The sequence below is a fragment of the Wolbachia endosymbiont (group A) of Chalcis sispes genome, assembly GCF_964026765.1.
In the GTDB taxonomy this organism is placed as follows: Bacteria; Pseudomonadota; Alphaproteobacteria; order Rickettsiales; family Anaplasmataceae; genus Wolbachia; species Wolbachia pipientis.
Genome location: NZ_OZ034697.1, coordinates 549,362 through 567,493 on the forward strand (window position 1 = coordinate 549,362; position 18,132 = coordinate 567,493).

At 35.8% G+C, this 18,132-nt stretch carries 20 protein-coding genes and 2 tRNA genes; 18 read left to right on the forward strand and 4 right to left on the reverse strand.

Going from position 1 to position 18,132, the window contains the following annotated elements:
* Positions 1-90: 90 nt before the first annotated feature.
* Entirely contained in the window at positions 91-1,446 is a 1,356-nt protein-coding gene (locus AAGD72_RS02765) for a phosphomannomutase/phosphoglucomutase (protein ID WP_341815071.1), read from the forward strand.
* A gap of 106 nt (positions 1,447-1,552) precedes the next feature.
* On the opposite strand, the gene AAGD72_RS02770 is transcribed toward AAGD72_RS02765, so the two are convergent.
* Entirely contained in the window at positions 1,553-2,404 is an 852-nt protein-coding gene (locus AAGD72_RS02770) for an Rpn family recombination-promoting nuclease/putative transposase (protein ID WP_341815072.1), read from the reverse strand.
* 210 nt (positions 2,405-2,614) lie between these two features.
* On the opposite strand from AAGD72_RS02770, the gene ppdK reads away from it, so the two are divergent.
* Positions 2,615-5,341, forward strand: a complete 2,727-nt coding sequence (ppdK, locus tag AAGD72_RS02775; RefSeq protein ID WP_341815114.1) for a pyruvate, phosphate dikinase — start codon at positions 2,615-2,617, stop codon at positions 5,339-5,341.
* A gap of 85 nt (positions 5,342-5,426) precedes the next feature.
* Here ppdK and AAGD72_RS02780 read toward each other — a convergent pair whose 3' ends face one another.
* A complete protein-coding gene (locus tag AAGD72_RS02780) occupies positions 5,427-5,723 on the reverse strand; it encodes a hypothetical protein (protein WP_341815073.1) in 297 nt (98 codons plus the stop codon).
* Entirely contained in the window at positions 5,713-6,714 is a 1,002-nt protein-coding gene (locus tag AAGD72_RS02785; RefSeq protein ID WP_341815074.1) for an ankyrin repeat domain-containing protein, read from the reverse strand. The genes AAGD72_RS02780 and AAGD72_RS02785 overlap by 11 nt, the downstream gene beginning before the upstream one ends.
* A 115-nt stretch (positions 6,715-6,829) precedes the next feature.
* Here AAGD72_RS02785 and glpX point away from each other — a divergent pair, with 115 nt between their 5' ends.
* The 4 genes from glpX to AAGD72_RS02805 all read left to right on the forward strand — a co-directional run bounded on the left by glpX (position 6,830) and on the right by AAGD72_RS02805 (position 10,479).
* Positions 6,830-7,756, forward strand: a complete 927-nt coding sequence (gene glpX / locus AAGD72_RS02790; RefSeq protein WP_077188185.1) for a class II fructose-bisphosphatase — start codon at positions 6,830-6,832, stop codon at positions 7,754-7,756.
* Between the two features lie 81 nt (positions 7,757-7,837).
* Positions 7,838-8,413 carry a hypothetical protein gene (locus tag AAGD72_RS02795; RefSeq protein ID WP_341815075.1) on the forward strand — a complete coding sequence of 192 codons (576 nt, stop codon included), beginning with the start codon at positions 7,838-7,840 and terminating at the stop codon, positions 8,411-8,413.
* Complete coding sequence (locus AAGD72_RS02800; protein WP_341815076.1) at positions 8,410-9,204, forward strand: hypothetical protein; 795 nt, start codon at positions 8,410-8,412, stop codon at positions 9,202-9,204. The genes AAGD72_RS02795 and AAGD72_RS02800 overlap by 4 nt, the downstream gene beginning before the upstream one ends.
* Before the next feature lie 318 nt (positions 9,205-9,522).
* Entirely contained in the window at positions 9,523-10,479 is a 957-nt protein-coding gene (locus tag AAGD72_RS02805) for an IS5 family transposase (RefSeq protein ID WP_341814569.1), read from the forward strand.
* A 243-nt stretch (positions 10,480-10,722) separates the two neighbouring features.
* On the opposite strand, the gene AAGD72_RS02810 is transcribed toward AAGD72_RS02805, so the two are convergent.
* Positions 10,723-11,217, reverse strand: coding sequence for a hypothetical protein (locus AAGD72_RS02810; RefSeq protein WP_010962761.1), 495 nt, complete (start codon positions 11,215-11,217; stop codon positions 10,723-10,725).
* A 205-nt stretch (positions 11,218-11,422) separates the two neighbouring features.
* Here AAGD72_RS02810 and carA point away from each other — a divergent pair, with 205 nt between their 5' ends.
* The 12 genes from carA to rpsC all read left to right on the forward strand — a co-directional run bounded on the left by carA (position 11,423) and on the right by rpsC (position 18,126).
* Positions 11,423-12,514, forward strand: a complete 1,092-nt coding sequence (carA, locus tag AAGD72_RS02815) for a glutamine-hydrolyzing carbamoyl-phosphate synthase small subunit (protein WP_341815077.1) — start codon at positions 11,423-11,425, stop codon at positions 12,512-12,514.
* A 114-nt stretch (positions 12,515-12,628) separates the two neighbouring features.
* Positions 12,629-12,711: transfer RNA gene (locus AAGD72_RS02820), tRNA-Tyr, on the forward strand.
* A gap of 4 nt (positions 12,712-12,715) precedes the next feature.
* A tRNA-Gly gene (locus tag AAGD72_RS02825) sits at positions 12,716-12,786 on the forward strand.
* Positions 12,787-12,864: 78 nt separating this feature from the next.
* Positions 12,865-14,037 (forward strand): elongation factor Tu, encoded by a 1,173-nt coding sequence (tuf, locus tag AAGD72_RS02830; RefSeq protein ID WP_010962309.1) that lies wholly within the window; start codon positions 12,865-12,867, stop codon positions 14,035-14,037.
* 14 nt (positions 14,038-14,051) lie between these two features.
* On the forward strand, positions 14,052-14,372 hold the full coding sequence (rpsJ, locus tag AAGD72_RS02835) for a 30S ribosomal protein S10 (protein ID WP_012673184.1): 321 nt from the start codon (positions 14,052-14,054) through the stop codon (positions 14,370-14,372).
* Between the two features lie 9 nt (positions 14,373-14,381).
* Complete coding sequence (rplC, locus tag AAGD72_RS02840) at positions 14,382-15,104, forward strand: 50S ribosomal protein L3 (RefSeq protein ID WP_341815078.1); 723 nt, start codon at positions 14,382-14,384, stop codon at positions 15,102-15,104.
* Between the two features lie 2 nt (positions 15,105-15,106).
* Positions 15,107-15,721 carry a 50S ribosomal protein L4 gene (rplD, locus tag AAGD72_RS02845; RefSeq protein ID WP_012673183.1) on the forward strand — a complete coding sequence of 205 codons (615 nt, stop codon included), beginning with the start codon at positions 15,107-15,109 and terminating at the stop codon, positions 15,719-15,721.
* Entirely contained in the window at positions 15,718-16,005 is a 288-nt protein-coding gene (locus tag AAGD72_RS02850; protein WP_015589144.1) for a 50S ribosomal protein L23, read from the forward strand. The genes rplD and AAGD72_RS02850 overlap by 4 nt, the downstream gene beginning before the upstream one ends.
* Before the next feature lies 1 nt (position 16,006).
* Complete coding sequence (rplB, locus tag AAGD72_RS02855) at positions 16,007-16,831, forward strand: 50S ribosomal protein L2 (protein ID WP_341815079.1); 825 nt, start codon at positions 16,007-16,009, stop codon at positions 16,829-16,831.
* Between the two features lie 3 nt (positions 16,832-16,834).
* Positions 16,835-17,119: a 30S ribosomal protein S19 gene (gene rpsS, locus AAGD72_RS02860; protein ID WP_006279181.1), complete on the forward strand. Its 285-nt coding sequence runs from the start codon at positions 16,835-16,837 to the stop codon at positions 17,117-17,119.
* Positions 17,120-17,124: 5 nt separating this feature from the next.
* On the forward strand, positions 17,125-17,472 hold the full coding sequence (rplV, locus tag AAGD72_RS02865; protein ID WP_007549821.1) for a 50S ribosomal protein L22: 348 nt from the start codon (positions 17,125-17,127) through the stop codon (positions 17,470-17,472).
* 39 nt (positions 17,473-17,511) lie between these two features.
* A complete protein-coding gene (gene rpsC, locus AAGD72_RS02870; protein ID WP_010962753.1) occupies positions 17,512-18,126 on the forward strand; it encodes a 30S ribosomal protein S3 in 615 nt (204 codons plus the stop codon).
* Positions 18,127-18,132 lie beyond the last annotated feature (6 nt).

An 18,132-nucleotide genomic window follows, 5' to 3' on the forward strand; every position in this document is an offset into this window, starting at 1 on the left:
GATTTCTTTAAAAAGTCAACTAATTGTTGGATAAATAAACTTGAGCATTTGGCCAAAATGTTATATAGTAGTCACTTCAAGAAGTACAGTATGGACAATACCATTATAAGAAAATACGATATTAGAGGTATAATAGGCAAAGACTTGCAGATTAATGATGGGTACGAGATAGGTAGAAAGTTTGGCCAAACCGTAGCTAGTGTTTGTGTCGGCTACGACAGCAGAATAGATTCACCAGGTATAGAAAGAGAATTAATTAGGGGCTTAACTTTATCCGGTGCAAATGTTATACGCGTTGGACTATGCTCTTCACCTATGCTTTACGCTGCAACACAAATCACACAGGCGGATCTTGGTATCATAATAACTGCCTCTCATAACCCCAGCGAATATAATGGCTTTAAATTTTTTAGTAATAAAAAAGTCTTCTCAGATCAAGAGATAAAGGAAATTATAAGCATTCCAATTAAAAACAGCACAAGAATTGGAAGCTTAATTAACATCAATATATATAGTGAGTACATTAGCATATTAAAAAGTGCAGTGAAGAACGATACTACACAGAAATTAAAAATAGCCTGGGATTGTGGAAATAGTCCAGCAAGTGGAATTATAAGGTATATTGAAAAGATCTTGCCTGGTCATACGCACATCGTAACCAATAACTCTATAGATGGGGCATTTCCACTGCATGATCCAGATCCCATAGAGGAAAAAAATCTTGCTCAATTAATTGACATTGTGAAGGAATATGGATGTGATCTTGGCATTGCGCTAGATGGCGATAGCGATAGGGTGCGCTTAATTGATGATAAAGGCAGTGTTGTTTCCAATGACCATTTATTTATAATTTTTGCACGTGAAGTGTTGGAGGAATATCCAGAAAGCAAAGTTATTGCTAACGTAAAAATGAGTATGAAAGTGCATGATTTTGTTAGCAAGTTAGGAGGGCAAGTTATCACCTGTGCTACTGGACATTCACTAGTTAAGAAGAAGATGGTAGAGGAAGAGGCAAAGTTTGCTGGTGAATTAAGCGGGCACTTCTTCTTTTCTGAGCTAAGTTTTGATGATGGGCTATATTCTGCTGTTAAAGCAGTTGACATTTTGCTTAAGAAAAACCAAAGCCTATCTCAGGTGATTGAGGATTTACCGAAGTTATATATCACTCATGAAGTGAAGATTGTAGTGAAAGATGAGAAAAAGTTTCAAATAATTGAGTCAATAAAGAAAACACTGGAGCAGCAAAATATTGTATTTTCAGATCTTGATGGTGTTAAGGTAACCGATAATAAAGGTTGGTGGCTTCTTAGGGTATCAAATACGCAAAACTGCATTACAGCAAGATGCGAAGGAGAGACTTTAGAAGGTTTTGAACTTACTAAAAAGGTTTTGTTCCATTACATTGATGAAGCAAGGTCTTTAAATTGTAGCTACTCACAGAAATAAATTTGATTTATAAAATTGGCATGAAAGTATAAAGATAAATAGGCTAAATGTACTTATCATCTGGTCAGGCTGCAGCATTATTTCGTGTAACCGTTTGCGGGTCCACTTAATTCTGCAATTTTTTGATCTCACTCATGGAGAGGCCAGTAAACTTAACAATAGTGGTGACATCAACATTATTAGCTAGCATTGTTTTTGCAACTTCAATTTTTCCTTCCTTTTTAGCATCATCAAGTTTTTGTTCAAGAACAGCCCGTTCATCACGAATACGTTTTATTTCCTGTTCGTAGGCAATAAATTCTTTCTCTGACCAGTTGAATCTATTTAGTTCTTCATATGCCTTTTTAATTATTACATCACTACCTATTATCTTTTCCAATTCTTCTTCGCTAGTTTCATCTGCATATTTAAAATAATAGATCCATTTTTCAACTATACTCTCCAATTGGTCTTCTTTAGTTTTAGGAAATTTTGGTAACTCAATAAATGTAAAATAAAAATCTTTTAAATCATGTTCATAGCTATCTTTGTCTAACATTACATGATCTGACTTATACTCAGATTTATTAGGAAAGAGAATACAATCAGCAATAGCTATAAAAATGATTTCTTTAAGATCCTGATATTGATCACCTTTATCAGCTTGCCTTGAATAAGCTTTAGCAGCGTAATATTGAGCGCGTTTTTCAAAGCCTTTAGTTTTGGCAACTTGCATTTCGACTATTACTTGCACCCCATTTTCATCCCTGCAAAGAACATCAACGATACTTTGTTTTTTAGAGGCAATTTCAGCATCTTGAATAGTGCTGAGGAATTCTATTTCTTTTATTTCATCTTTGCCAGTGAACCCCAAAATATCATTGAGAAAGTGAATGAGGATGTCTTTATTTTTTTCAGTACCAAAAATACGCCGGAACGCAACATCATTCTTGGGGTCGAGAAATTTAGAAAGAGCCATAAAAAAATTTTTAAATGTATCTTTATATTATATATTCTTATTGATAATAATTCAATAATTTGTCATCTTTTTTGTTAACTTTACTGATGTTGCCAGAAGGAACGTTGTTGCCAAATTTTGTAAAATTTATTATCCTAAGGTTTCAAGTTCTCACAGGTTTATTGGAGCTATATGTACAATGTGTTTATCAGTGAAAATCAGGAGAAAATGATGGGGGAAAAGTTAATACATTACTTTAGCCAGGGTAAATGCGAAGGCAATGCAGAAATGAAAAATCTGCTGGGAGGAAAGGGGGCAAATTTAGCAGAAATGTGCAATGTTGGCATTCCTGTTCCACCTGGTTTCACAATTTCCACCTCTGCTTGCAAAGTCTATTATCAAGATAATAGATCTTCTGTTATCCAAGTAGCTGACTACTCGGATCCAGAAAAAAATGTGGTCACGCACTGGAATGACATATGTAGTGAAATCAAAAACTACATGGCGATGCTCGAAAATGACATCGGTTGTAAGTTTGGGGATTTAAATAACCCCTTATTAGTTTCAATACGCTCTGGTAGTGTTAGTTCAATGCCGGGCATGCTTGATACTATTTTAAATGTTGGCCTAAATGATGAAACCGTTGTTGGGCTTGCAAAAAAAAGTGGCGAACGTTTTGCTTACGATAGCTACTGCCGTTTCATTATGATGTACTCCAATGTTGTACTACAGCTTGACCATCACCTATTTCAAGATGTTGTTGATAATAAGCAGCAAAAGAGTGGAGCAAAAAGCTTAGCTGATCTTGATGTTGATGTTTTAAAAGAAATTGTTAACAATTTCAAAAGGATAGTACATGAAAAAATAGGAAAACATTTTCCGCAGAACGTTGAAGAGCAATTGCTCAGCTCAGTGAATGCAGTATTTGCTTCTTGGAAAAATGATAGGGCTGTTTCCTATAGAAAAATACATAATATTCCTGAAAACCTTGGAACAGCGGTCAACGTGCAAGCAATGGTTTTTGGTAATTTAAATGATAATTCTGCAACTGGTGTGATATTTACACGAAATCCTTCAACTGGGGAAAAAAAGCTTTTTGGTGAGTTTTTGGTTAATGCTCAGGGTGAGGATGTGGTTTCTGGTGTTTATACTCCTATGCCAATTGACGGAGAGCAAAAAAACACCATGGAGAAGTTGCTGCCAAGTGTCTACCGAGAATTATGCGTGGTATGTGAAAAACTTGAAAGGCATTATAAAGACATGCAGGATATCGAATTTACTGTGCAGGACGGTAAGTTATGGATTTTGCAGACTAGGTCTGGTAAGCGCACGGCTGAAGCTGCTATTCGCATAATAGTTGATATGGTAAACGAAGGAACGATTACAAAGGAAGAAGGAATATTGAGAATTGATCCAAAAACCTTTGACAATTTATTGCATCCAGTTCTTGACGTTGAGAGTGACCAAAAAGTAATAGGGAAGGGGCTACCTGCTTCTCCAGGTGTTGCTTCTGGATATGTAGTGTTTAGTGCAAGTGATGCTGAAAAAGCTGCAGAGCAGGGCAAAAAAGTGATTTTAGTAAGGTCAGAAACGAGTCCTGAAGATATTAATGGAATGAATGCTGCAAGTGGCATAGTAACAGCACGGGGAGGGATGACCTCGCATGCTGCTGTTGTAACCCGTGGAATGGGTAAGCCATGCATTTGCAGTGTAAGTGGACTTTATATCGATAAAGATGGAATTTTCTTTTCTGTAGGGGATACAAAAGTAAATAAAGGTGAACCAATTACCATCAACGGAGGAACAGGGGAGGTTATGCTTGGCATTCTTCCTACAATTTCACCTGAATTATCGCAAGAATTCAAAACGATAATCAACTGGATAGATGAAATCAAAACGGTCAAAGTGAGAGCGAACGCTGATACTCCAAAAGACGCAAAAATTGCAAAAGAATTCGGTGCAGAAGGTATAGGCTTATGTCGCACAGAACATATGTTTTTCGCTAGTGATAGAATCGAATTCATTCAAAAGTTGATAATAGCTGACGATGAAAACGAAAGAGCGAATGCGCTCATTAAACTAGAAGAAATGCAAAAGTCTGATTTCAAAGAAATATTTTCTATTATGGAGGGCAGGGAAGTCACTATACGGTTGCTTGATCCACCTTTGCATGAATTTTTACCCAATAATCAGTCTACTATAGAAAAAATCGCCAAATCACTTAGTAAGTCAGTTGAGTCAGTAAAAAATAAAATAGCACAGTTATCAGAAAAGAACCCAATGCTTGGTCATCGAGGTTGTAGACTTGCTATTTCTCATCCTGAAATATATAGCATGCAGATTAGGGCAATACTTAGTGCTGCAAGTGAATTAAAGAAAGAAAAGAAGATAGAAGTGGAGCCTGAAATCATGATTCCTTTTATAATGAATGAGAAAGAGTTTGTTCTGATATGCGAGCTAGCAAAGAAAGAATCCTCTGTCATCTCACAGACGCAGATTCCAGCATCACGCGCTGGAATGACATCAGACAAGGCGTACTCAATTGGAACAATGATAGAGCTACCACGAGCGGCACTGATTGCTGATAAGTTAGCAAAACATGCAGAGTTCTTTAGTTTTGGCACTAATGATTTAACGCAAACAACCATGGGACTTTCAAGAGATGATTCAGTTAATTTCCTCGATTCCTATAAGAAAAACAACATATTTGACAATGATCCATTTGAAGTGCTGGACATCGAAGGGGTAGGGGAGTTAATCAAGATAGCCATTGAAAGAGGCAAAAAAACCCGAAAAGAAATAAAACTGGGTATATGTGGAGAGCATGGAGCAGATCCAAAATCTATAGAGTTTCTCATCGAATCAGGGGTAGATTATGTTTCATGCTCACCCTATAGAGTACCGATTGCAAAGTTAGTGGCAGCACAGTTTAGTGTTAGATCTAAATTTGCTAGGTAAGTATAGTGGCAGTGTTGGCTACTCATATGGTTTGAGCCCACCAGAGGGTGTCATTCCAGCGCGTGACGCTGGAATCTAGTTTTTATTATGACCTTCTGGATCCCAGTGTCTGGGCACTGGGATGACATCCTGTTACACGTTCAACTTCATTCTCTCTCATCTCCCTATAACTTGGTAATGTAGAATTTTTTACATGCAACCCGGTATATATTGCAATCAAAGCAGCTATGACACTGCAAACTACTGCACCAGCTACAAATGGAACCATCACAGCAGCAGTAATGAATAATCCTGTAATAACAACTCCAACAGCATCTTTCGTTAATGAGGTGTAAAAACCCTTTTTGCTCTCTTTATATTTAGTTTCTTGTTCATTTGGCATAGAAAATGGAGCCTACAAAGCCGTTAGCTTTATTATCATTATTTGGTGTGTCAGTTTGCTTAGTCTCTGGTATTACAGGCGTTTTATTTTTGTTATTATGATGCTGACCGTTACCACTATTTGGTGTAACAGTTTGATTGGTATTTGTCTTCTTTGTTAATATAGAAGGCACTGTTACTACAGGCGTTTCATTTTTGTTATTATGATGCTGACCGTTACCACTATTTGGTGTAGTAGTATGATTTGATAGACCATCGCCGTGAGTTCTTATATTACTAGACTTATCATTACCGCTTGACATAGCGGATGTGCCGGCGTTTGTTGATACTACAGGAGATACTGGTTTATTAATAACACTCCTACCGTTACCACTATTTGGTACAGTAGTTGGATTTGTTTTTTTTGTTGATGTTGCTATAGATTTACTAGTGGCATTACTATTACTGCCAGATCCTACTTTAATTTCCTCATTAGATATTTTTTGCTTTTCTTGTTTCTCCTCTATCGCTGACACGAGTAACGTAACAAGTTTTTCATTGTTTTTGTCTATAGCCTTATCTAACGCATTACTCTTTAATTGTTGACACAACTTGTACAGCTTGCTTTTAGGTATTAGCTTTGATTGTTCTGCGTTAACATTTTGTAAGAGTAGATCTAAAATTTCGGTATTACCAAAATGGACAGCATAATTTAATATAGATTGACCATTTATAGTTTTGGGAATATGGCATGTTTCTTCTTGTTGGGAAATGATACTAATAATTTTTAGCTCATTTTTAAAGAGAAATTTTATAAAATCTAGATTACTTTTTTCAATTGCAAGTGCTAATAGTAAATCTCCCAACACACAGCCATTATGAAATTTTTGCTTTAGATCAATTCTTGCATTTAGCTCTTTACTTAATTCTTCAAGACTTGCTTGAGGCTTCTGTTTTACAGTCTCATTTATATTTAGATACAACTCTCTAATATCATCATTACTATATATCATAACTAACCCTACTACTATATGTTAGTTTATTATAGCAACTTTCCCACAACCAGTCAAGACATATTGCAGTTTCAAGCAGCATGATATATATTGAATATAGTTCTTAAAGCAAATGATGGAAGATTTAGCCTATAAATTAGTTAAAGTGACCGAAGCTGCAGCACTTGCTGCGTATAAATTGGCAGGCTTTGGTGATGAAAAAAGGGCTGATCAGGTTGCAGTTGATGCAATGCGTACAGTATTAAATTCAATGGAAATAAATGGTACTATCGTAATTGGTGAAGGTGAGAGAGATGAAGCGCCGATGCTATATATTGGCGAGAAGGTTGGCACTGGAAATGGTCCTGAAATCGACATTGCCGTTGACCCACTTGAGGGCACTACGATTTGTGCTCATTACAAACCAGGGGCAATGTCTGTTCTTGCTGCAACGAAAAAAGGTAATTTTTTACATGCACCTGATGTTTATATGGAAAAAATAGCGGTAGGAAAAAATCTTCCAGAGGGTGTAGTCTCACTAAAAAATAGCATTGAAAAGAATCTAGACAATTTAGCCAAGGCAAAAAAGTGCAAAGTGAATGATCTCGTGGTAACTGTACTTAAACGTGAAAGGCATAGTGAATTAATAGAGAAAATCAGGAAATTAGGAGCAAAAATTAAACTAATAGATGATGGTGATGTTGCGGCCATAGTTTCACTAATAAATGGCAATCATGATATGTATATCGGTATAGGAGGAGCACCAGAGGGAGTGCTTGCGGCTGCAGCGCTAAGCTCTATCGACGGACAGATGGAGGGAAGATTAGTACTTGATACGGATCAGTTAAGAGAAAGAGCAAAAAATTTAAATATTGATGACCCAGAAAAAGTCTACGCCGTAAAAGATATGGCAAGAGGTGAATCAGTGTTCATTGCAACTGGAGTAACAAGCGGAGAACTTGTGGATGGAGTTAAATTGAATCATAATACCTATTCAACTAATTCTTTAATAATTCTGCCTAATAGGCTGATAAAGCTGCAAACAATGCAGAACTTATGTTAGCTTTTTTAGTTTCTAATTTTAGCTTTACAACATTTAGCATTAAGATATAATCAAGTTTACTTATAACAATAGAGGTGTGAAATGTTTTCTAGTATTATAAATCTATTTAATGGTTTGTACAAAAATTCGAGTACCAAGGAAAGTGAAGAAAAGTTGACTCTTCTATCTCCTCAAGCAAATCTTCAATTCGATGAGACTCAGGTACAAAGTGTGCTCTCAGATTTTGAGGAATTGGAGTTTAAGGATAATAAGTGTTTTGACAAAATAGCAGACGATTATGAAAAGAAGGGGGAGAGTGCCCTTTTTAACTATGTAATATTGAATAAGCGGAAAGAAATAATCGATATATTAGATAGGAATCTTCCTCTCCTCGAAGAACAGGAGGAGTTTAGAAAGAAATATGGTCAATATGTTCTTCAAATTGACAAAGGAATGAGTTATGGAAAAGAACTTCAAGATGGACTTCGGTCTTTTGAAGATAGGGCAGAAAAAGTATTATCAGATTTTGAAAGATTGAATTTTGATTTTAAGGATAATAAGTGTGAAGATTCTTCTGATTTCGTAAATTATAATAACGGTTGGCCGGCAGATCCATTTGACAAGATAGCAAATTATTATCGAGAGATGATATTTTCCTTTTCAATTATGTGGTATTGAGTAAGCGAAAAGAAATAATGGGTATATTGGATAAGAAGCTTACTTCTAAAGATCAGGAGGAGTTAAAAGAAAATTTTAAAAAGAGGTTGGGTAGATATCTTATTCGAATTGGTGAAGGAATGAGCGATGGACAAGAATTTCTAAAAACTGGTAGTGCAATTGCTTTCTTTGATGGGTGTTATGTGCCATGTCCATATGCAAACCGTCTTCTTAATCATTATGACCATCTTAATATCAACATTACTAAACCTGAACAAAGTTTAGAAACCAGTCGTCTTTTCACTGAAAAAACTAAAAGAATGGAAGAAGAGAAAAGCGAGGTAAAAAGAGCAAAAATATACAGCAATGGTGAAAGAATAGTAACAATTGAGAAGAATGAGAAACAACAGAGGAACTACTCCTTTACAAAATTTGCAATATGTGACATCGAAATTAGTTGGGGTGCAAAAGATGAATCTGGAAAAGACCTTAACTGTACTGTTGTTCTAAATATAAATTTAGGTCAAGTTAGTATTAAAAAATCAACTATTGACGGTAAAGATGTTGAACCAAAGAAAATTTTAGAGTTAGCTAAGCAAAACGAGGCTGTGCTTATAAAAGGTAAAGCTTTACATGAAGTTTTAGCAGCACATTTCATTAAGCAAACACCATGTGAGGAAAAGAAGGATATGCAATCGCACGAGAATATCGTTGTACCTGGTTCCGGTGCACCTCGCTCTATTAATGAGGAAATAACTGTAGAGCATCCGTTCGGGAAAGCGGCAAATAAAGATAATCATAGAGAAATGTGAGTTTACAACAAATGGTGCCATGAAAGTAGCTGATACATAACTGTACGAACGTTTGTTTGCGAAGAAATGTTATAGCAGGTTTTGCCTCAAACACAAAGGTGTCATTCCAGTGCTTGACACTGGAATCCGGCCCTTTTACGCAGTCCCATTAAAAACGTTGTATTTTAACGTAGGATTAGCTACTTTTATACTCACCAATTTAATCTCTAATCAAAATTCCTGGATCCCAGTGGGCTTTGTTGCATAGCAACTGAAAAAATCTGGTGGCTACTGACAAAATTCATTATAAAATAGCCATTTAACCTTGAAAGAAAAAATATGCCACAAAAAATGAGGGTCAGTAACCATAGCGAATATAACAAATTTCTAGAAAAAAGAGGAAATATTTTTCATTATATCAACGAAGCCATAGAAAAGTGGTACGAGAATGGTCCAAAAATACCAGGTGGCAACAATATTTATAGCGATAAAGTTGTAATTTTGGTGCACATAATAACTTGTTTATTTAGAATAGGCCTGAGGCAAACAGTTGGGTTTATAGCAGGATACCTTGAGCAAATTGGGAAAAATTTGCAAGTTATCAGCTATTCACAATCATCAAGAAGGTTTAAGAAACTTAATATTAAGATCAATGATTGCAGAATTGATAAAAATAATATGGAAGATATCGAAATTGCTATAGACAGTACAGGAATTAGTATATACAACAACACTCCTGGTCATAGCAAGGAAAATAGCGAAGATAGAAAGTATCGCAGCTATGAACAGACAAGAAAATTGCATGTAATGTTGAATACAAACAGCAAAAAAGCCATAGCTGTAAAATACAGTAATGGTGTCTACTCTGATCACTATGGAGCTTGTGATTTGCTAAAAGAAGTCGATTTTCAGTATGTCATAAAAGTACTATATGCAGATAGGGCATATGATAGAGAAAAGCTCTATAAGCTGTGTAATCAATATGGTATAAAAACGAAAATTCCTCCGAAAAACAACGCAGCAGAGCATCCAAAATTGGATTATATGCTTGATAGAAATGCCGCTATTCAGTTAATGAAATTACATGGTGAGAATGGTATAAAAAGATGGAAAGAAGAAGTAAATTACGGAAAAAGATCGTATATTGAAGGATTTTTCTCAAGGTTGAAGCGAATATTTGGGTTTAGTTTTAGGAGCAAATCTGAGATTAATCGTGAGAAGGAACTACTTGTTAAATGCTATTTGCTCAATAAGTTCACTGATATTGGTATGGCTAAATTTGAGATAGCTTCATAAATTTATTGTGCGTTACCTACTATCCGAAGAGCGATGCAACAAAGCCATCCCAGTGTCTGGGCACTGGGATGACATCCTCCCTAGTGGATTCAAATCACAATATTCGTATAGTAAGCACTGACCACTTTTGCTTCAATATTTGCGATGCCCCTGAACAGATACAATTATTCTATTATCAGGAGGATGCCATTAATCGCTTTATATAATGCTACTTGTAACACTTATGCCCTGAACGGAGACAGTTTAGGCTGTTATGCCTGGCGGCTTTGTTGGAATAAGTTTTTCAACACTGCTAACAATAAAATTGATTGTATCGTCAGCTACCTTATCGAATTTATCATTTATCTCTTTTCCTATTTCTTGATTTTTAACATATTCGTGTAGAGCTAAAGCAGTTATAGCTGCACATGCTGCAATTAAGCCAGTTTGTGCTATAATGAATAGTGATAATCCTCCTACGAATATAGATGTTAATCCAATAGCCAGGTTTATAATTTTACTTTGTGTTGTTTGTTGCGTCGCTTGGCTTTGATCTGCCTGTTTATCCTCTAAAGCATTCGATATTGTTTTTAAGGCAACTTTTATCGCTATTGCTGCAACTGAAACCATAATTAGCCCTATAGCTATTTTTGCTAAAAGAAGAATCGACGGTAGCATCATTACAAATAATAGCGCGCCAATTCCTCCAGCTAACCACTTCTCATTTATTTTTTTTGATTGATTTGTACCAGTGTTCATTATTACCCTCCACTTTACTTATGATTTACCTATATCTAATACGAAATATGAAGGTAGTCAACTATATATTTTATATGAAAGATTGTATTAAAAGTTTTTCATGTTATTTTTTGCTGCTTCGTGGTTAAATTTGGAATTTTAGAAAGAGTTACGTATTATTTGAAATTCTTGTATACTGTTTTGAATCAGTTAAATAGATAATGAAGTGCAGGACGCAGTTTTAATTTTACAAGATGGCAAGTGCTTTTGGGGAAAATCAGTAGGTAAAAAAGGCAAATGCATAGGTGAGGTCTGTTTTACCACTGGTATGACCGGTTATCAGCATACTATAACTGATCCTTCTTTTGCCGATCAAATTATAACGTTCACTTTTCCTCATATTGGTAACGTTGGAATAAACCATAAGGATAATGAAGGAAAGAAAATTTTTGCAAGTGGTGTGGTTATGCGTGAACTTTCTTCTATGTCCCACCCTTCTTCATATATCAGTTTAAATGATTGGTTAGAGAAAAATAACGTGATTGGGATATCAGGAGTTGATACTAGAGCTTTAACGAGACATTTGAGAGAACATGGATCTCAAAATGGAATGATATGCTCATCGAGTAAGGCGCATGCGTTGGACAAATTGAAGGAATACAAATCTGTAAATGGGATAGAAATAACCAATAAAGTCAGCTTGCATAGTAATTTTAAAAGTGACCTTAATGCAAAATATAGGGTTGTAATCGTTGATTTTGGCGTAAAAATCAGTATAGTTTCACGCTTAATAGAACTTGGTTGTACAGTTGAATTAATCAGACCAAGCACAAGTTTTGCTCAAAAAGTGTTGAGTATGAATCCAGATGGGATAGTGCTTTCAAATGGTCCTGGTGATCCGCAAGAAATAGGAGAAAGTGTAGTTTCAGAAATAGACATTATTATAAAATCTAAAATACCAATTTTTGGCATATGCATGGGCCATCAATTACTTGCGATTACTTTGGGGGCAAAGACCATCAAGATGGATATAGGTCACCGAGGGAGTAACCATCCAGTTTATGATGTAATTAGTGGAAAAGTTGAGATCACTAGCCAAAATCATGGTTTCGTTGTTGATTCAGCTTCTCTTCTAAGTAATGTTGAAATTACTCACATTTCTCTATTTGATAATAGTGTAGAGGGAATAATGATGAAGGATTACCCAGTCTTTTCTGTGCAATACCATCCAGAAGAAGCGCCAGGTACGCATGATTCGCATTATTTGTTTAAACGTTTTATTGACAATATTGTGTTGTATAAAATGAAATCTGCGTGATTTTAATCAGGGTAGGTTTTATTGCTTGATTTTTTAATTTTAGGCGTTTAGTATTAAATACAATAAGAGCTTAAGTTAAGATGCTAAAATAGTATTCTCTTAACAAATTTTTGCGGAGGAGTGACCGAGTGGTTAAAGGTAACAGACTGTAAATCTGTCCGCGTGAGCGTACGTAGGTTCGAATCCTACCTCCTCCATTGTGCGGGTATAGCTCAATGGTAGAGCTCTAGCCTTCCAAGCTAGTGACGTGGGTTCGATTCCCACTATCCGCTCTTTTTTTTGTTGTATTTTTATAAAATCAACATATTATTTATTGATGTATTTGTATTTTAGGTAGAAAAGTTTAAATTATGACAGCAGTAGTGGAAGCATTTGGAAAGCCACATGTAAATGTGGGAACAATAGGACATGTGGATCATGGGAAGACAACGTTAACAGCAGCGATAACAAAGCATTATGGAAATTTTGTAGCGTATGATCAGATAGATAAGGCGCCAGAAGAAAGGAAGAGGGGGATAACGATAGCAACAGCGCATGTTGAGTATCAGACGGAAAAAAGGCATTATGCACACGTTGATTGTCCTGGACACGCTGACTATGTAAAGAACATGATAGTAGGTGCAGCACAGATGGATGCGGCGATATTGGTAGTGTCAGGGGTTGATGGGCCAATGCCACAAACGAGAGAGCATATATTGCTGGCGAAGCAGGTAGGTGTTGGATATATCGTGGTGTATATAAATAAAGCTGATGTTGCTGATGCTGATATGATAGATTTAGTAGAAATGGAAGTGAGGGAATTACTGAGTAAATACGGATTTCCAGGGGATGAAGTGCCTGTGGTGGTTGGTTCAGCGCTCAAGGCGCTGGAGGATGACAGCAGCGAATATGGAAAGAAATCAATAGACAAATTGATGGAAAAGTTAGATGAATATGTAGCGGTTCCACCAAGGCCTGTGGATTTACCATTTTTATTGCCAATCGAAGATGTATTTTCGATATCGGGGCGAGGAACAGTGGTAACAGGAAGAATAGAGAAGGGAGAGATAAAGACGGGAGAAGAGATAGAGATAATAGGTCTGAAAGCGACGCAAAAGACGATATGCACAGGTGTTGAGATGTTTAAGAAGTTGCTGGATAAGGGAAGTGCAGGACTCAATGTAGGAATATTGTTAAGAGGAACAAAAAGAGAAGAAGTGGAGAGAGGGCAAGTATTAGCGAAACCGGGGACGATAACACCGCATAGAAAGTTTAAGGCGGAGGTTTATATATTAAAGAAAGAGGAAGGAGGAAGGCATACACCATTTTTTGCGAATTACCAGCCACAGTTTTATTTAAGGACAACGGATGTAACTGGGAGCATAAAATTGCTAGATGGGAAGGAGATGGTAATGCCAGGAGATAATGTGAGTGTAGAAGTAGAATTGCAAGTACCGATAGCAATGGATAAGGGATTGCGTTTTGCGATAAGAGAAGGCGGTAGAACTGTTGGTTCTGGTGTTGTTTCTGAAATTTTGGAGTGAGTGTAGTAACTAAGATGAAGCAAGATATATATATTAACATTAAGGCTTTCGATTGTTCTTTATTGGAGGAGTGTGTTCGAAAATTTGTTGATGAATTAAAGCGGTCCAGTGCAAAATTATCTGGTCCGATTGCGTTGCCAAGGAAAGATTCTAAATTTATTGTTAATAGATCTCCTCACGTTGATAAAAAATCTCGTGAACAGTTTGAAATGAGAACTTCTAGGCGTTTGATTGTTTTACATGATCTTACTCCTACTATGATGCAGATGCTTACAGGTTTATCTTTTTCTGCTGGCGTAGAAGTGGATTTAAAAGTCAAGGAAGTTAAGGTTTAGGAGAAGGAAATGAAGAGAATAAATTCGCTGAGGAGAATTGGTTTACTAATGATGAATATTGGTCATACTGCTATGTATTCTGACAATAGTCGCATGGCTGTAACTTTATTGCATCTCAGCGAAACTTATATTATTGATATAAAAGGACAAGATAAATGTGGCTATAATTCAGTCATTTTAGGCACAGGAGATTTTAAAAATATAGCAAAACCTCAGTTGGAATATTTAAAGAAAAAGGGTATAAATAATAAATGTAAGTTATACGAAAGTAGATTAAATGACCTGTCGGGAATAGAATGTGGTAAAAAAGTGGGAATCAATCATTTTGTGGTTGGTCAATATCTTGATATTACGGGTTATTCTATAGGTAAAGGATTTGCTGGTGTGATGAAGCGGCATAATTTCAGTGGGCTTAGGGCATCTCATGGTGTTTCTATTGCTCACAGATCACAAGGTTCCACTGGCCAATGTCAGGATCCTGGTAGAGTATTCAAAGGAAAGAAAATGGCTGGTCATTTAGGTAACAGCAGGATAACTGCACAAAATATGAAGATATTATCCATTGATCATGAAAGTAGTATAATTGCTGTGAAGGGTAATAATGTTCCTGGGTTTAAAAATTCCTATGTTTTTGTAAGAGATGCAGTTAAAAAATCTTTACATAAAGATGTTCCTTTTCCGGTAGGTTTACTGTTAGATGTAAATGATGATGCTAGTAATTTGGTAAGTTAGTTATGGAATGTAATTTAGTTAATCTATCTAATGATAATGTAGGTACTGCTCAGCTCAATCCTTTGATATTTTCTGCTAAGCAAAAATTGAGTATTTTGCATGATATAGTGAGATGGCAATTAGCGAAGAGAAGAGCTGGTACTCATAAAACAAAAGGTATTAGTGATGTCTCTGGTACAACAGCTAAACCTTATGGTCAAAAACGTACCGGTAGGGCAAGACAAGGGAGCTTGCGATCTCCTCAATTTAGAGGTGGTGGGATTATTTTCGGCCCTGTTGTGAGGAGTCATACTTATTCTCTTAATAAGAAGGTACGCAAATTTGGTTTAAAAATTGCTTTATCTCTAAAGTATTTAAATAATCAAGTAATTATTCTGGATAATTTAAATATTGATGTGAAGAAAACGTCTGAAATGTGTAAATGTATTAAAAATTTTAAATTTTCTTCCTTTTTGATAGTTGGTGATTATGGAGATGATTTGTTGCGTGCGGCTAAAAACTTGCACTATGTAGACTTAATCAAACCTATTGGGTTAAATGTTTTTGATATATTGAATCACGAATGCGTGATGTTGACAAAGGATACTTTAAAGCATCTTGAAGGTAGATTGTTATGATCAAATATAATAATATAATAAAATCTCCTATAATTACAGAAAAGGCCTCTTTTTTGAGGGAGAAGTTTAATAAATATTCTTTGTATGTTTTTGTAAATGTAAATAAGCGTCAAATAAAGTTGGCAATAGAGTCTCTATTTGATGTTAAAATTTCTTCTATAAATGTTGTTAGAATTAAGCCTAAATATAGGCGTTTTAGGGGTGTGATTGGTTGTGAAAAACAGAAAAAGAAAGTTTATTTTTCTTTGATGGATGGTCAAAAATTAGATATAATGAGCGTTTAGTATGGGTATGAAATTTTTTAATCCTGTTACTCCGTCTTCTCGTGGGACTGTGTTAGTAAGTAAAGTTGGTTTATCAAAAGATGAGCCAGAAAAGTCTCTTACATCCGGTAAAAAGTCCAGTGATGGAAGAAATAATCATGGTAGAATTACAACTCGTCATAGGGGTGGTGGTCACAAAAAGAAGTATAGAGTGATAGATTTTAAGCGTAATAGAAGTGGTCAAGGTATAGTTGAAAAAATAGAGTATGACCCAAATAGAAGTGGGTTTTTGGCGTTAATATCATATAAGGAAGATGATATTAAGTCTTATATATTAGCTCCTCAAGGTATGAAGCCAGGTGATGTTGTTACAGCTGGGAATGATGCTGATATTTTGCCAGGGAATTGTTTACTACTCAAGCATATACCTGTTGGTTCTTTTGTTCATAATGTTGAGCTGAAGCCAGGTAATGGTGCTGCGATTGCTAGAGCTGCTGGTTGTTATGCACAAATCGTTGGTCGTGATGGCCAATATGTTTTATTACGACTCAGGTCTGGTCAAATTAGGTTGATTTTATCTTCTTGCAAGGCTACTATTGGTGTAGTATCTAACCCTGACCATAAGAATAGAAAGTTGGGTAAAGCTGGGAGAAGTAGGTGGCTTGGGATTAGACCTACTGTACGTGGAGTTGCAATGAATCCGGTTGACCATCCTCATGGAGGCGGGGAAGGAAAAACCTCTGGTGGTCGTCATCCTGTTACTCCTTGGGGTGTTGCAACAAAAGGAAAGAAAACTCGAAGGAGAAATAAATCTAGTGATAAGTATATAAAACAATTGAAAGGTTAGTTTATGAGTAGATCTGCATGGAAGCCTCCTTTTTGTCATCCTTCTATATTAAAGTCGGTGAATAATGCTTTAAACAAGGGGTTTGTTAACATGGCTATAAAAGTTCATTCCAGGGCTTCTGTAATTCTTCCTAATTGTTTAGGTTTAAAGTTTGCTGTTTATAATGGTAAGGATTACATTCCTGTGAATGTTAATGATCAGAATATGATAGGTCATAAGTTTGGTGAGTTTTCACCCACTCGTAAATTTACTGGGCATAGTGGTGATAAAAAGGCGACAAGAAGGTAATTGATATGAAAAACAGAGATGTAATAGTTAAAGCTGGTTCTAGGGTTTTAAAATCAACTCCTCGTAAATTGAATTTGGTTGCTGGTTTAGTACGTAATAAAAAAGTTTCTTTTGCCACTGTGCAATTAAGATTTTGTGAAAAGAAAGCTGCAGGTCTTATAAGGAAGGTATTAAATTCTGCGATTGCTAATGCTCAAAATTATGGATTGGATATCGATAATTTATATATAAAAGAAATTTTAATAGGTAAGTCTCTTACTTTGCGTAGGGTATGTCCAAAAGCTATGGGTAGAGCTAATAGAGTTAGTAAACGTTATAGTAATATAACTGTAAAATTGGGGGAAATTATATGATTCATAAAAATAGAAAATTAATAAGGAAAGTGCAAAAATATGGGAAACGTTAATCCTAAAGGATTTAGGTTAAAAATAATTAATACTTGGTCATCTATTTGGTATGCTGAGAAGGGTTATAAACAAGGGTTGCATCAAGATTTATCTATTCGCAGTTATATAAATGAATCTTTTAAGCATGCTGGTGTTTCTAAAGTAATTATAGAGCGTACGATCGATTTGGTATCTGTAATAATACATTCTTCTAGACCTGGAGTGATAATAGGTAAGAAAGGCTCGGATATTGAGAAGATAAAGCAAAAGATAGCTGAAAAAGTAAAAAATAATGTGGAAGTGAATGTAGTAGGGGTTAAAAGGTCTGAAATAGATGCAGTTTTAATATCAAACAGCATTGCACAGCAGTTAGAAAAAAGGGTTTCATTTAGAAGAGCGATGAAAAAAGCTATTCAAAGTTGTTTGAGGATGGGTGCTAGAGGTATTAAAGTAAGTTGTTCTGGGCGCCTTGGCGGAGCTGAGATAGCTCGTACTGAGTGGTATAAAGAAGGCCGTTTGCCTTTGCATACTTTACGTGCTAATATAGATTATGCTTTTGCTGAAGCAAAAACTATATATGGCATCATAGGAGTTAAGGTCTGGGTTTATATTGGTAACTAATTAGGT

Coding starts and splice junctions, on each gene's coding strand:
- AAGD72_RS02765 (WP_341815071.1), top strand. CDS start 91: ATGGACAATACCATTATAAGAAAATACGATATTAGAGGTATAATAGGC.
- AAGD72_RS02770 (WP_341815072.1), bottom strand. CDS start 2,404: ATGGCTCTTTCTAAATTTCTCGACCCCAAGAATGATGTTGCGTTCCGG.
- ppdK (WP_341815114.1), top strand. CDS start 2,615: ATGGGGGAAAAGTTAATACATTACTTTAGCCAGGGTAAATGCGAAGGC.
- AAGD72_RS02780 (WP_341815073.1), bottom strand. CDS start 5,723: ATGCCAAATGAACAAGAAACTAAATATAAAGAGAGCAAAAAGGGTTTT.
- AAGD72_RS02785 (WP_341815074.1), bottom strand. CDS start 6,714: ATGATATATAGTAATGATGATATTAGAGAGTTGTATCTAAATATAAAT.
- glpX (WP_077188185.1), top strand. CDS start 6,830: ATGGAAGATTTAGCCTATAAATTAGTTAAAGTGACCGAAGCTGCAGCA.
- AAGD72_RS02795 (WP_341815075.1), top strand. CDS start 7,838: ATGTTTTCTAGTATTATAAATCTATTTAATGGTTTGTACAAAAATTCG.
- AAGD72_RS02805 (WP_341814569.1), top strand. CDS start 9,523: ATGCCACAAAAAATGAGGGTCAGTAACCATAGCGAATATAACAAATTT.
- AAGD72_RS02810 (WP_010962761.1), bottom strand. CDS start 11,217: ATGAACACTGGTACAAATCAATCAAAAAAAATAAATGAGAAGTGGTTA.
- tuf (WP_010962309.1), top strand. CDS start 12,865: ATGACAGCAGTAGTGGAAGCATTTGGAAAGCCACATGTAAATGTGGGA.
- rpsJ (WP_012673184.1), top strand. CDS start 14,052: ATGAAGCAAGATATATATATTAACATTAAGGCTTTCGATTGTTCTTTA.
- rplC (WP_341815078.1), top strand. CDS start 14,382: ATGAAGAGAATAAATTCGCTGAGGAGAATTGGTTTACTAATGATGAAT.
- rplD (WP_012673183.1), top strand. CDS start 15,107: ATGGAATGTAATTTAGTTAATCTATCTAATGATAATGTAGGTACTGCT.
- AAGD72_RS02850 (WP_015589144.1), top strand. CDS start 15,718: ATGATCAAATATAATAATATAATAAAATCTCCTATAATTACAGAAAAG.
- rplB (WP_341815079.1), top strand. CDS start 16,007: ATGGGTATGAAATTTTTTAATCCTGTTACTCCGTCTTCTCGTGGGACT.
- rpsS (WP_006279181.1), top strand. CDS start 16,835: ATGAGTAGATCTGCATGGAAGCCTCCTTTTTGTCATCCTTCTATATTA.
- rplV (WP_007549821.1), top strand. CDS start 17,125: ATGAAAAACAGAGATGTAATAGTTAAAGCTGGTTCTAGGGTTTTAAAA.
- rpsC (WP_010962753.1), top strand. CDS start 17,512: ATGGGAAACGTTAATCCTAAAGGATTTAGGTTAAAAATAATTAATACT.